At 35.9% G+C, this 14,383-nt stretch carries 14 protein-coding genes; 3 read left to right on the plus strand and 11 right to left on the minus strand.

The window, feature by feature from the left end; all coding sequences use genetic code 11:
- Positions 1-2 precede the first annotated feature (2 nt).
- The 6 genes from Q8X41_RS09070 to hemE form a co-directional block, all read right to left on the minus strand.
- A complete protein-coding gene (locus Q8X41_RS09070) occupies positions 3-1,394 on the minus strand; it encodes a sensor histidine kinase (protein WP_397539908.1) in 1,392 nt (463 codons plus the stop codon).
- Positions 1,391-2,074: a response regulator transcription factor gene (locus tag Q8X41_RS09075; protein ID WP_397539909.1), complete on the minus strand. Its 684-nt coding sequence runs from the start codon at positions 2,072-2,074 to the stop codon at positions 1,391-1,393. The genes Q8X41_RS09070 and Q8X41_RS09075 overlap by 4 nt, the downstream gene beginning before the upstream one ends.
- Complete coding sequence (locus Q8X41_RS09080; protein ID WP_397539910.1) at positions 2,071-3,033, minus strand: YncE family protein; 963 nt, start codon at positions 3,031-3,033, stop codon at positions 2,071-2,073. The genes Q8X41_RS09075 and Q8X41_RS09080 overlap by 4 nt, the downstream gene beginning before the upstream one ends.
- A gap of 276 nt (positions 3,034-3,309) precedes the next feature.
- Positions 3,310-4,734 carry a protoporphyrinogen oxidase gene (gene hemY, locus Q8X41_RS09085; protein ID WP_397539911.1) on the minus strand — a complete coding sequence of 475 codons (1,425 nt, stop codon included), beginning with the start codon at positions 4,732-4,734 and terminating at the stop codon, positions 3,310-3,312.
- A 9-nt stretch (positions 4,735-4,743) separates the two neighbouring features.
- Positions 4,744-5,676, minus strand: a complete 933-nt coding sequence (gene hemH / locus Q8X41_RS09090; protein WP_397539912.1) for a ferrochelatase — start codon at positions 5,674-5,676, stop codon at positions 4,744-4,746.
- 20 nt (positions 5,677-5,696) lie between these two features.
- A complete protein-coding gene (gene hemE, locus Q8X41_RS09095; protein WP_397539913.1) occupies positions 5,697-6,746 on the minus strand; it encodes a uroporphyrinogen decarboxylase in 1,050 nt (349 codons plus the stop codon).
- Positions 6,747-7,041: 295 nt separating this feature from the next.
- On the opposite strand from hemE, the gene Q8X41_RS09100 reads away from it, so the two are divergent.
- Together Q8X41_RS09100 and Q8X41_RS09105 are read left to right on the plus strand one after the other, a co-directional pair.
- A complete protein-coding gene (locus Q8X41_RS09100; protein ID WP_397539914.1) occupies positions 7,042-7,554 on the plus strand; it encodes an antibiotic biosynthesis monooxygenase family protein in 513 nt (170 codons plus the stop codon).
- A gap of 109 nt (positions 7,555-7,663) precedes the next feature.
- Positions 7,664-8,854 (plus strand): amidohydrolase, encoded by a 1,191-nt coding sequence (locus Q8X41_RS09105; RefSeq protein ID WP_397539915.1) that lies wholly within the window; start codon positions 7,664-7,666, stop codon positions 8,852-8,854.
- A 47-nt stretch (positions 8,855-8,901) separates the two neighbouring features.
- On the opposite strand, the gene Q8X41_RS09110 is transcribed toward Q8X41_RS09105, so the two are convergent.
- From Q8X41_RS09110 to Q8X41_RS09130, 5 genes are all read right to left on the minus strand, one after another.
- Positions 8,902-9,768 carry a DMT family transporter gene (locus Q8X41_RS09110; RefSeq protein ID WP_397539916.1) on the minus strand — a complete coding sequence of 289 codons (867 nt, stop codon included), beginning with the start codon at positions 9,766-9,768 and terminating at the stop codon, positions 8,902-8,904.
- Positions 9,769-9,805: 37 nt separating this feature from the next.
- Positions 9,806-10,816, minus strand: a complete 1,011-nt coding sequence (locus Q8X41_RS09115) for an LLM class flavin-dependent oxidoreductase (RefSeq protein ID WP_397539917.1) — start codon at positions 10,814-10,816, stop codon at positions 9,806-9,808.
- 88 nt (positions 10,817-10,904) lie between these two features.
- Entirely contained in the window at positions 10,905-11,216 is a 312-nt protein-coding gene (locus Q8X41_RS09120) for an ArsR/SmtB family transcription factor (RefSeq protein ID WP_397539918.1), read from the minus strand.
- Between the two features lie 143 nt (positions 11,217-11,359).
- On the minus strand, positions 11,360-12,541 hold the full coding sequence (locus Q8X41_RS09125) for an ABC transporter permease (protein ID WP_397539919.1): 1,182 nt from the start codon (positions 12,539-12,541) through the stop codon (positions 11,360-11,362).
- Positions 12,534-13,274 carry an ABC transporter ATP-binding protein gene (locus Q8X41_RS09130; RefSeq protein ID WP_397539920.1) on the minus strand — a complete coding sequence of 247 codons (741 nt, stop codon included), beginning with the start codon at positions 13,272-13,274 and terminating at the stop codon, positions 12,534-12,536. The genes Q8X41_RS09125 and Q8X41_RS09130 overlap by 8 nt, the downstream gene beginning before the upstream one ends.
- Positions 13,275-13,378: 104 nt before the next feature.
- On the opposite strand from Q8X41_RS09130, the gene Q8X41_RS09135 reads away from it, so the two are divergent.
- The gene (locus Q8X41_RS09135) at positions 13,379-13,804 is read left to right on the plus strand and encodes an HIT family protein (RefSeq protein ID WP_397539921.1); all 426 of its coding nucleotides are present in this window, start codon (positions 13,379-13,381) and stop codon (positions 13,802-13,804) included.
- Positions 13,805-14,383 lie beyond the last annotated feature (579 nt).

A 14,383-nucleotide genomic window follows, 5' to 3' on the forward strand; every position in this document is an offset into this window, starting at 1 on the left:
AATTATAACTCCTCTATTAATGGTATTTGTATCGTTACGATTGTTCCAATACCTAATTCGCTAGTAATATGCCAAGTTCCTTTATGATATTTTACGAGTTGATCTACAATAGAAAGCCCTAAGCCACTACCACCATCACTTCTACTGCGTGCTTTATTGACTCGATAAAATCTTTCGGCAATATGTGGCATGTCTTCTTCTGGAATCCCAATGCCATGGTCTTGTATGGTAAGGATAGCAAGATTCCCTTCTCTTTTGGCACTCATGATAATTTCCGTCTTTTCTTCTGAATAACGAAGAGCGTTTTCAAGTAAATTGATCAAAATTTGCTGTACTTTTTCTTCATCAGCATTTATGATAATTTCTTCATCTATATCTGTGCGTAAAGTGATTGCCTTTTGATTCACTTGTTGCTCTGTAATATGAACCACTTCGCGCATAGTTTCAGCTAATGGTAAGGGATATAAAGTAACAGTATCAGTTTGATTGACAGCTCTTGATAATTGTAGAAGCTCGTTCGTCAATTTTTCCAAGCGATTTGCTTCACGTACGATTAAAGCTAATGTTTCTTGTCTTTGTGACTCTTCGATATAACCATGTTCTAATGCCTCACCATAGCCTTTTACATAACTAATCGGTGTCCGTAATTCATGGGAAACTGTAGCCAAGAATAGCTTTTGCTCCTCGTCCTCTTGCTGAATCGATGTAGCCATCTTATTAAAGGTTTGAGCAAGCTGACCAATTTCATTTTTAGAATTCACTTCAACGCGCGTTTCATAATCACCCACTGCCATTTTTTCTGCTGCATTTTGTAAATCTTTTAATGGTTTCATAATATGTTTTATTCCTTTAAATACGCCAATACCAATTAAAAATATGAAAATTACTGCACTACCTAATAAAATTAAGACTTCTTTTGAAGCCATTTCTGTTATTTTAGCAAGTGGAAAATAAATATAGATAATTCCTTCTAGTCGATTATGATCTGTTAAAGGGATGATAGCTGAAATCACTTGACGATCAAAGCGCTTTTCATACCCTTTTTTTGTAATCGTCTTTCCTTTTAAAAGTTGCTCTCTTTCATCTGGCCCAATTAAAGTATCATAATCGATATCAAATGGTACGCAAGCACTTAACTCTCTAGGATTCCGAACCGCAAATACATTGACGTTTGAATAGGAATTATAGTGGTCAATTTTGTTGATAAAATCATCCGTTACTTTTCCACCATCATACATTGTTGACAACTTTTCACCAATTTCAACCATCGAATTTTCAGCATCTTTTACATAAAGTCCTTCGTAAAGGAAATTTGTAAGAACATACATGAATACTACAGTGATAGCCAAAAATGCTACAATTATCACCCAAATTCTTGTAGATAATTTCGTCATTCCGGAACCTCGAAGCGATAGCCTAGTCCCCAAACCGTGTGTATAAATTGACCAGCCTCATGACCTAGTTTTAATCTCAATGTTTTAATATGTGTATCTACTGTTCTAGTACCGCCACTGTAATGTAAACTCCAAATTGTTTCTAATAACTGTTCCCTCGTATAGACAACATTTTCATTGTCCATAAATAAATGTAATAACTCAAATTCCTTTAATGTTAATGGAATGACTTTGCCAGATACATACACTTTTCGAGAAATTTCATCTAACTCAATTGAATCTTTTACGAGCAGTTTGTTTGTGACTTCTACGACTTCGCCTCTGGTTCTTCTAAGTACAGCTTGAATACGTGCTACTAATTCATTTGAAGTAAATGGTTTTACAACATAATCATCAGCACCAATTGTTAATCCTTTTACTTTATCCTCATTGGCATCCCTTGCAGTTAAGAAAATAATAGGTACATCTGATGTTTTTCTAATTTCCGTACACACTTCAAATCCATTCATATGTGGCATCATAATATCCAAAATAATTAAGTCTATTTGATGCTCTATTAATGATTTTATTGCTTCAAATCCACCATTTGCTTGGAGTGTTTGAAATCCCGATTGGCGTAACATAACATTGATCAGATTTCTCATATCTTGTTCATCATCTACAATAAGTATTGTCGTCATTCTTCTGTCTCCCTTACTAGCAATTGGAATGGACCTTTCCCAACATTAATTGTTTTAGCTATCTTCCCATTTTGTAAAAAATATAAGTGATGGTCATCATAGCCTGCAACTACGACATAGTGTTTAAATAGATCCAAAGTAAACGGATTAGCTCCAACCTCTAGTTCACGTTTTACTTTTCCATCCAAGGTCACTTCAGAAATTGTACTTTCGCCATGGCTGATCACATAAACACGATTATCACTTTTCACAAGTCCAACTGGCATCATAGGTAGCTGTATTTGAGATATTTTCTTCCCTGTTCTAAGATCAAATATATCAACTGTTGAATTTGGTTTTATACCTTCCCCATGACCGCCAAGCCAAAGCTGATCATCCTTTACCACGACCATTCCGTTAGATGACTTTTCAATGGTCCATTCCTTAAGTGGTTTTAAACTCTTCGTTTGCAAAATGGAGAGCTTTGTATCTTTATAATTCACGACAATTAGCTGACCATTATGAATCAACATTGACATTGGATAATTGCCGACTTTTTGTTTAGCCATTAACTTTCCTTGTTCATTATAAGCAGTTACACGATTGGTTTTACCATTAGCTAGATAGATTTGTTTATGTACTTTATCATAGATAGCATTTGTAACACCCACTCCAGTATCAATGGAAAATTCCTGCTTACCCGTTGTTAAATTATAAACAGTTGCTTTTTTGAGCTGAAAACCATATAACAACATTTGCTGCTGGTTAATCAAAGTAGCACCCGTATATCCTTCATCTAGTTTCCAAGTTTCGAACACTTTACCTTGTTCGTTGATAAAACTGATAGATGGTGCTTGTATATTAACCGATGCGATAAAATCCTGATTCTTCGGAATGGAAGGGTAAGCCGTCTTCCCGCAACCTCCCAAAATAATTGCAAAACTCAAAAGAAAGATCATCCAAAACTTTTGCCATCTCACAAGCATCACCCCCTTATCCTATTTTACAGTGAATTTGTGAAAAATAAATGAAGTACAATTAGGAAGATTGTGAACAATTGGACTTAGTTTTTTGATCTAAATACACCATAAAGACGATCAATCATAAACCTTTGAATAGTTGACTAGATGTTGTTTAGCGCTACTCGGAAGCTTATTAGCACTACCCAAACTGGCATTGGCACTACTTAGGGTTTCATCAGCACCACTCAACCTAGCATCGGCGCTATCCTTTTAATATAAAAACTCCATCTCTTGCTAGAGATAGAGTTCTGTTTGAAATATAGAGGCTAATACTTCTGTTGCTGCTTTTTCTCCTTGTACGATACAATCATTCAGGCTGATGCCTTCATAGGAATTCCCTGCTAGTCGAATAGTTGGATAAGCTGCATGTAATTCTTTTTTTGCTTGTTCCACCCTTTTCCAATGTCCGATTGTATACTGCGGCATCGAATCTTTGAAGCGAGATACAATTGTATTAATTGGTTTCTCATCTATTTTCAACATACCTTGTAAATCTTGTAATACTACTTTTTCAATCTCATTGTCTGATAATTCAACGATGGATTCATCTCCCGAACGACCTACATAACTTTTCAGCACAGCGCAATCTTCTGGTATAGCATGGGGCCATTTACGATGGGTAAGAGAACATGCTGTAATCGAATAATCACTATTACGTGAGACAACAAATCCATCACCATCAAACTTTTTCTTTATGGCACTATCTGAAAAGATCATCGATACAGCCGCAACCGTCTTGACAGGTATATCAAGCAAGCTTTTCAAAAGTCCTTCATGTCTAAATAGCTTTGTAGCTACATGATGAGGAGTAGCTACAATGACACCATCAACAGGAATGGAGTTTTGATTGTTTAATAGTAAGATAATTTTATCCTGCACTTTTGAAATACTTTCAACTCGAACGCCTTTATAAATGACCGCCATTTCTAACGACTTTTCTAAAGCGAAAATTAAACTTTCTAAACCATGTTTAAATGTTCTAGAAGTACTTTCAAGCGTGCCTTCTTTTAGTTGTGAATTTTCCTTTTGAATTCCCCTGATTACACTACGATGCTTTAGACAGGCTTCAGCAAGATTTGGGAGTGTTTCATGCAAGCTTAATTGATCGATATCACCTGAATAAACACCTGATACAACAGGTTCGATTAAGTTTTCAACGACTTCCTCTCCAAATCGTTTGCGCAAAAATCCCCCTAATGATTGATCTTCTTTTACGTTGGATGGAGGTAATAATAAGTCACAAGCGGCCCTTACTTTGCCACTCCAAGAAATAATATCTGATTTAGCAAAGGGTATAATTTCAGTAGGTATACCTAAAATTGAGCCATCCGGAATTGGAGATAGTTGCTTATTAATAGCTACATAAGTTTTACCAGGCACTTTACTGATAATCTGATCTTCCATTCCTAGCTGCTTTGCTAATTCCTCAATTACTCGCTCTTGATCGAGAAAAGAGTCAGGTCCACGTTCGATGATTAAATTGTCTTTACGTAATGTTTGTATTTTGCCACCTAATCTATGAGTTGCTTCGATCAGGACAATTTCAAGCGGTAGCTTCTGATCCTTTGCCTGTTGTTGCAAATAGAACGCAGCTGTTAAGCCCGTAATCCCTCCACCGATAACGGCAACCCTTCGCTTTTGTTCAGTCACATCAATCATCACTTTCTATTAGGCATGGGCTAAAGCTTTTTGTACAACATCTGCCAAAGCGTCTATAAATAATGGATTGTCATTTGGCATTTTCGGACGGTGGTATTTTGCACCTAATTCTTCACATACTGTTTTACATTCATAATCGTTATCGTAAAGTACTTCTAAATGTTCTGCTACGAACCCTACTGGTGTGTAAACAAATGAACGATAGCCTTTGTTGTTATATAGGTCACGTGTTAAATCTTGAACATCTGGTCCAAGCCAAGGGTCTTTTGTTTGCCCTGCAGATTGCCAGCCAAATTCCATGTTTTTTACACCTGTACGTTGTTGAAGAATTTCAGCTGTTTCGTGTAATTGATCTGCATATGGATCTCCCATAGCAATAATTTTTTCAGGAAGAGAATGGGCACAAACAATTAGACAAGCTGTTTCACGCTCTTCATCAGACATAGCTTCAAATTCTGCATTAATCTTCTCTGTCCAATATTGAAGGAATTTCTCTTCTTTATACCAGCTATCAATTGTGTTGATTGTTAAGTTGCCAAGTTCAGCAGCTTTATCTGTAGCACGAGTGTTATAAGATTTAGTTGAGAATGAAGAGAAATGTGGAGCTAAAACAAGTGATACTGCTTCTGTAATGCCGTCTTTATGCATTTGTTCTACGGCATCTTCAATGAATGGAGCGATATGTTTTAGACCAATATATACTTTATATTCCACTTCATCTTGTACTTCGTTTAGACGAACTTCTAAAGCTTTGGCTTGCTTTTCTGTTGTTTCAGCAAGAGGTGAAATTCCTCCAATTGCTTGATAACGACTACGTAAGTCTTCAATATGTTCATCACTTGGACGGTGCCCATGGCGAATATGTGTATAGTAAGGAATTAAATCTGCATCCGTTTTAGGCGTACCATATGCCATAACTAATAAGCCTATTTGTTTTTTCATTTTCATGTCACCTCAAAGTATTATGAATGCGCTTTTATTTTCTGCGCACTATATTCATGTATTAATGCTGTCAATCGTTTTAAGACATCTGGATCTACAGATGGGAATACGCCATGACCTAAATTGAAAATATGACCAGGTACTTGCAATCCTAGATCAATAATTTCTTTTGTACGTGCTTCAAGTATTGACCAATCTGCTAGTAATAGCGTAGGATCTAAATTTCCTTGTACGGGCTTAGTTATCCCCATTGCACGTGCTTCATTGATAGGTAAACGCCAATCTAAACCAACTACATCTACAGGTAGATCTTGCCAATCTAATGCTAGGTGACTTGCACCAACACCAAATAAGATCATCGGTACACCTTCATCTTTTAACTCATTGAAAATGCGTGCCATAACAGGTTTGATAAAGATATTGTAATCACGCTGACTTAGTGCGCCTACCCAAGAATCGAAAATTTGGAACGCTTTTGCACCAGCTTTAATTTGAGCTTTCAAATCTGTAATAATCATATCGCCAAGTTTATCCATTAAAACAAACCAAGCCTCAGGTTGAGATACCATAAATGATTTTGTTAAAGCATAGTTTTTAGAAGGGCCGCCTTCAATCATATAACTTGCTAACGTAAACGGTGCACCTGCAAAGCCAATTAGAGGTACATCTAATTGTTCTTCGGTTAAAAGTTTGATGGTATCAAGTACGAAAGGTACGTGCTCTTCTGGGTTAAATTCTCTTAGATTTTTTACATCATTTGCTGAGCGAATTGGATTAGATATTACTGGACCTATCCCGCCCTTGATTTTAACGTCAACACCCATGCCTGGCAGTGGTGTTACGATATCTTTGTATAAAATGGCTGCATCTACACCATAGTTTTGCACTGGTAAATGTGTTACATAAGCACATAATTCAGGTTGATGTGTAATTTCTTCTAATGAATATTTTTCTTTTATCTTACGATATTCAGGTTGTGAACGACCTGCTTGTCGCATATACCAAACTGGTGTATAGGCTGTCCTTTCACCTCGTGCTGCGCGTAATAGCGTATCATTAAATGTTCCCATGAACAGTAAACCGTCCTTTCATCAATTCAGTAACTACTTAATTCGACATTCATATCCATTTTTCATGATAGACGTTTCTTTCTGCGTTGTATAGTTCAACGGACTGATTGTCAAAAAAATGTATAAAATGATGACATCTTTTTGACAAAGAATCTAATTATGATTTTTTCAAATTTAAGAGATATACTATTATTAACTTTCATAGGCAAACTTTATACTTTTGGTTATTCAAGAATATACTGTGATACAATCCCTGATTTTACCTACAAAAGATGTTATTATAGGAGGAATTTATATGTTCATATATTTAACTTCAGGAACTCCTGAATTTATGCTGAGCCTACAAAAGAAATATTCAAAAGAGAAAATGGTTGTATTATACGGTCAAAGTAGCGCTATTTTACTTCATGAATCGGCAAAAAAAAGTGTGTTTTCTACTCCACGAAGCTTTGAAATCATTAGAGAAATCAATGAGTTAGATGAACATGGATTTTTTGTTTTAAATCATATTCCTGTTAAAAGTGAAAGTCGTAAATTATTTGAAGATCGTTTTTATGATCGAATTCATACAATTGAAGACGAACCAGGCTTTATCGCTTTTCGATTACTACGCCCATTACATGACGAAACCTATATTTCACTTACTGAGTGGAGTGGACCTCATTCATATGAGGCATGGAAAGCATCCGGCACATATAAGGAAATTTATGAGAATGATACTAATGGTGTTGATCAGAGTAATATTTTCACAAGTGCTCCTTATGCTAAAACGTTTATAACAAGTCGTCCCGAAGAAGAAGAGCTATAATAAATTATAAGTCGAGTGTTTTACTCGGCTTTTTTGTTATACTTGAATTATTCTTTAGTACAATTATTCCCTATTAAATTTTTAAAATTTTCAAATAGGAGTGATTAATATGTCAGTACAGTTATTACAAGCAATTTATAAAGAACTTGAAGATTCGTTTGAGGAAATGCAAGAAATTCGTCGTTACTTACATATGCACCCTGAAGCTTCTTTTCACGAGTATGAAACGGCAGCATATATTCAGAATTTCTACACAGAATTAGATATTCCTTTTGAAGCAAATGTTGGTGGTAATGGCGTTGTAGCTCGTCTTACAGGAGGGAAATCCGGAAAAACAGTTGCACTTAGAGCCGATTTTGATGCTTTAGCTATTCAAGATGAGAAGAAAGTTTCGTATAAATCAACTGTCACTGGCATATCTCATGCTTGCGGTCATGACGGGCATACTGCAACATTACTTGTGTTAGCAAAAACCTTATGCAAACACCGTTCAGAACTTCCTGGCACATACATTTTCATCCATCAATTTGCTGAAGAAATCGCTCCTGGAGGCGCTAAACCAATGATTGAAGCTGGTTGCCTAAATGGTGTGGATGCTATTTTCGGTACTCATTTATGGTCACAATTTGACTTAGGCTCCATCCATTATCGAAGTGGTCCTATGATGGCAGGAGCAGACAAATTTGATATTAAAATTATAGGAAATGGTGGACATGGCGGTGCGCCACATACAACCGTTGATGCCGTTACTGTTGGAGCAGATTTAGTCGTCCAATTGCAGCAAATTATTGCTAGACGAATTAACCCAACAGATCCTGCTGTACTAACCATAGGTTCATTCCACTCAGGAAGTGCGTTTAATATTATTGCCGGAGAAGCGGCTCTTACCGGTACTGTTCGAACATTTGATATTGCCATTCGCGAACAAATTATTGAAGAAATGGAACGAGTGATTAAAGGAGTCTGCCTTGCAGCAAATGCAGATTATGAGTTTAATTTTTTAAGAGGCTATATCCCACTAATTAATCATGAAAAAGAAACGGCATTCGTTACTCGTATAGCAAAAACAATTCCGGGTGTAACAGAAATAACTGAAATGGATGCTGTTATGGTAGGGGAAGATTTTGCTTACTATGTTGAGAAAATCCCCGGTACGTTCTTCTTTACGGGAGCTAAACCGAAAGAAGGTACTGTATACCCTCATCATCATGCAAAATTTGATTTTGCCGAAGAAGCCATGCTAGTTGCTGCTAAAACACTTGGTACAGCTGCAATCCTTTATCATAATAAAGACGAATGAAAAACAATAAGCTATGCATGATAATTTAATCACGCATAGCTTATTTTCTATTGTCTATTAATAATAAAAATACTTAGTAATATTAGGATCAAACCAACAACTAGAGACCACGTAAAGGGTTCTCCTAAAAAGATTGTTCCAATTGCTACTGCCATAAGTGGTACTAAAAACGTTGCTGCTCCTACTTTACTAGCATCTCCAGAGCCCATCAATTTAAAGTAAAGTGCTGTTGCAACCGTTACAGCTAAAACACATGCAAATGCAAGGCAAAGAATAAAAGTACCGTTCCATTCAATGGCAGAAATATCTTCTGTTACTAAACCTGCCGCTCCTAAAGCTAAACCACCAATAATATTTTGAATAGCTACTAACCATAAACCATGTACTAGATTAGCAGTTTTTCGAACATAGACTACTCCAAGCGCCCAACCAATTGATGTAATCAAAGCTAAAAATACACCTAAGAGTGAGATATGTCCTGTAAAACTTTCAAAACTAACAACTACAACTCCTAAAAAGCCGAGCAACATCCCTGAAATTTTTGATTTCGTTAATGATTCTTTTAACCACAGCCATGCAAGTAAAACAACAAGAACTGGCTGTAAATAGACAATGACCGAAAATAGCCCAGAAGGTAAAAATTGTAATCCTATAATCTGAACTCCTTGGAATATAACTGTATTAAATAAAGCTACGATAAAGTATATGTACCAATTTCGCTTCCATTCGATTTGTTTCCATTGTGGTAATAGAAAAAGGGATAGCAATATTCCCCCAATAAAAGCTCGCAATCCTCCAAATAGTAAGGGAGGCGTATAATTTAAAGCTATTTTATAAATTGGCCAACTAAAACCCCATATTGCTACTACAGCAATAATGTATACAAGCGTTTTCTTTTTTGACATCTTCTCCATAAAGTATCCCCTTTGTTGTTAAATGTGTGATTATTATTTATCCTTCTTTTATTGCTGAAGATAAAATTTCATATGAACGTATACGAGCCTCGGGATCATAGATATGTGAGCAAGCCATAATCTCATCAACACCTGTTTCTGCTACAAATTCATCCAAATCATGTGCAATCGTATGTTGATCACCAATAAATGAATAATGGAGAGATTGCATAACCGCTCTCTTTTCAGATTGTGACCAATAGTTGTCTAAATCTTCAACTGGTGGTTGTAACTGATTTTTTGCACCACGAACTACATTCAAAAAGTACAGATATAAACTTGTCGCTGTTTTTTGTGCTTCCTCATTCGTATCAGCAGCAATTACATTAACACAAGCAATCGTATAAGGTTCTTTCAACTGTTCAGATGGTTGGAAAGAATCACGATACATACGGAGGGCATCTTGCAAATACGTTGGTGCAAAATGACTCGCAAATGCATATGGTAATCCGAGCATTCCTGCAAGTCTAGCACTAAATAAGCTTGATCCAAGTAGGTAAAGCGGAACATTTGAACCTTCACCTGGATATGCATGTACATGTCCATCTGGATTGTCACTTAAATATTGTTGCAATTCTAATACATTTTGCGGAAAATCTTCACCTGAACCTTGTAAGTTACGACGAAGTGCTTGAGCTGTAATTGGATCTGTTCCAGGTGCTCGCCCTAATCCTAAATCAATACGCCCAGGATATAGAGCATCCAATGTACCAAATTGTTCTGCAATCACTAGAGGTACATGATTGGGAAGCATAACCCCGCCTGAACCTACTCGAATTTTCTCTGTCCCCTGTGCAATATGGCTGATTAAAAGAGATGTAGCTGAACTAGCAATACTCGGACTATTATGATGTTCTGCAAACCAATAACGTTTATAACCAATCTTTTCTACATTTTGTGCAAGCTCCAAACTATTTTGAAACGAATAAGATGCGTCACGACCTTTTAATACTGCAACTAAATCCAATACAGAAAGTTCGATATTCTTCAAATTTTTTTGATTCCCCATATTTCTTACTCTCCTTTAATAAATCGTTATATCTAAATATATAGATACGATAGTTTGAGAAAAAGGCGGAAAAACATTTACAAACCGCCTATAAATCCTTTTGAATATACTCACTAAATTCCTTAATGACTTTTTCATTTCTTCTATAATATGTCCATTTACCGATACGCTTTGTCTCCAGCAATCCAGCATTTTGCATCATGTTCAAATAGCTTGAGATCACAGACTGAACAAGCTCTGCTTTATCACGAATACTACCCACGCATACACCTCCATCAAAATGATCACTCTCTGACAGATGCTGTTGATGGACAAAATGTTGCTCAGGATCTTTGAGCCACTCCAAAATCATCAATCTTTTTTCATTTGATAACGCCTTAAAAATTAGTATAGGTTCCATAATGCCATTATATCTATTTTTCTAGATGTATCAATCATTTTGCTTTTCTATGTTTTTTAATAAGGTTCTAGCTCAAATGTCGGGCTAAGACTTTCAAATATAAAAAACCGACTAATCTCGTTAAGAAATTAGTCGATTCATGATTATTTACTTAAACGTAGCGTTAACTCCCCTACGATTAATACAATTAAACCTTGTACATAGAAGTATGGTGTTCCAATACCAGCAAGCAACACAATCACCGCTTGGACAATTATAGTGTAGCGAACAACTTTCACTGTTGCTTTTTTACGCGAATTCTCAGGCAAAGGATATAGCATGTCCATTCGGAAATCAGTTGATGTTGTTAATGCTTGCTTCAATTGAATGGCTGTTGCAAATGCAAGAGCTGCTGCAACCACACCAATAGCAACTGGAATATGGATAAATGCTGCCGCTAATGCAGAAATAATTGTTAAACGTAGCCATAAATAAAAATGGTCATCCGTACGAACAAAAGAACGAAAAACTAAGTATTCTTGTGTATTTTGTTTTGCATAAGGGATTAATTTATAAACCCAATCTAGCCATACTCGGCGTTTAATACTACCATGAATATTCGGAACATCTGTAAAATAATTAGCAAATCGATAAATTCCCATCATTCGATTTTCTTCTAATCGAACAAAATGGTCGTAAGGGAATGGTGTTTCTTGTAATTTCTTTTTCCAGAACATTGGATAAGAAAAGATAATTAATATCATAATAATGATTGGAATGAATTGCACATACAAAATAGATGCAATAAGCACAAACGAACATACCATTCGAACAATACGGTCCATCCATACATTATGGCCCTTATAAGCCCATCTGTACGAAAATTCACTATGAATATTCCACCATTTAAGTAAGATTGCAGCGACCAATCCAACCATTATGGTTGATGGCTGAAGCCCCGCTACTTGACGAAGCATTGGCCACGTCACCATATAAAGTAAAATAACTATTATAATTTGGGAACCAAAAGTATATTTTAATGCTTTATTAAAATACTCAGGTAATTTCGTTTCAAGGGGAAGCAAATATACCTCGTCCGGTTTTCGAACAAGTGTAACAGGACGACTGAAGCCTAGAAAAATACCGATTATGGCCGCCGTTAACCAAATTGCTGGAAAATCACTTGATGCAATTTTTAGCCATTGACTATATTGATAACCAGCTGCTCCAAGAACAAACATGATCACAATGGCTAAATGTCCCGTAAAGACGAAGCGCATATATTTTTGAACTTCGCCCATATAATGGGTAAACCTCGTACGCCAAACATCATGCAGGCTATTCATCGTCTTGCTCCTTTGTCATCGCAATATATAAATCATCAAGGGTTGCATTTGGCATGTTGAATGTTCGGCGTAAATCATCCATCGTACCATATGCACGCAAACGACCATTATGCAATAAAAGGATTTTATCGCAATGCTTTTCCGCTGTTGCTAAAACATGCGTTGACATTAAAATAGATGCGCCTTCTTTTTTCTTTTCATCCATTTGATCTAATAATGATTGAATCGCTAATGGATCTAGCCCTAAAAACGGCTCGTCTATAATATATAAAGAAGGATTTACTAAGAAGGCACACATAATCATTACTTTTTGGCGCATCCCTTTTGAAAAATGAGATGGAAACCAATTTAAACGTTTTTCCATTCTAAATTCTTTCAATAAAGGTGTTACTCGTTCTTCCAATGTTCCTAGATCAATTCCATAAGCCATTGCTGTTAACTCTAAATGTTCCTTTAGTGTAAGTTCATCATAAAGCACTGGCGTTTCTGGTATATAGGAGAAAGAAGATCGATATTGATCCATATTGTCCTTGATTGACACACCATTTAGTAAAATCTCTCCTTTTTGGGGTGTCATTAATCCAATAATATGTTTGATTGTGGTACTTTTACCGGCACCGTTTAAGCCAATTAATCCTACTAACTCCCCTGGTTCAATAGCAAAAGATAGATCATGAATAACAGGTTTTCGTGTATAACCACCTGTTATCGATTGTAATTCTAATACCGTCATCCGAAGTCAACTCCTCTTCTTCTTACATTTTATCAAAAATTCCTCTTTCTAGCAGTTCCTATGTGGTAAAATGAATAGCAAAATAGTGAAAGGTGTGTTTTTTCATGAGCGATTGTTTATTTTGCAAAATTATCGACGGCTCTATTCCAAGTACAAAAATCTATGAAGATGAGTATGTCTATGCTTTTATGGATATCGGTCCATTAACAAAAGGGCATACGTTATTAATCCCAAAAGAGCATGTAGCGAATGTTTTTGAAATGTCCGAAGAAACAGCTGCTAATCTTTTTAAAGTCGCTCCTCGCATCGCGAATGCAATAAAAGATACATTCAAACCAGCTGGTATGAATCTATTAAATAACAATGGTGCACCAGCCGGTCAAAGTGTATTCCATTTCCATTTGCACTTTATCCCAAGATATGATGAAACAGATGGATATAAACCTACTTGGGTGACAAAACAAGACGAATTTACACCAGATATTTTAAATACTTTATCAGAAAAAATAAAAGCACAACTAAATAATTAACGGTGATTATTTCTTAAATTAACCTAGATTATTCACAATTTATTCAGAAAGGTATTCAAATCCGGTGTTATCGGATTTGAATGCCTTTTGTTCTGTATGAGATAAATGAAAGAGCTCTTTCAACAATAAGTATAATATCCGGTAGAATCCACTCGCTTTCAGCAGACGAACCATCGAGTCTTCTAGCTCGCTTAGCTAAAGGACACTGAAAAACTATTTGATTACTAATGTTTTTATTACAAATTTGCTATTGCATGAAGTGTAATCAGCTTCGCTTTCCGCGGGCGAACGAAGTGAGTAAGGAGGCTTTCTTGCTTGTCCGCGGAAAGGGAGCAGTTTCTATCCACAACCAATGATAAACAGAAACTCATAAATTTATAGAATTCATGCCACATTAATATAAAATACGGTTAATTTAAGTATAAATGATTAGTTCAATCTGTAATCATGAATAGTTTAGGTTTAGTAATATTTAGCAATAGCTTTGTTTAGATTAAACCCTCTTGCCTTTCAAACAATTAAACTGTAAAATCATTATAAGTTTTCGCTTTCGATCATGAGGATACGGAAGGAGAACAA

Source organism: Rummeliibacillus pycnus, assembly GCF_044359855.1.
GTDB classification, from domain to species: Bacteria; Bacillota; Bacilli; order Bacillales_A; family Planococcaceae; genus Rummeliibacillus; species Rummeliibacillus pycnus_A.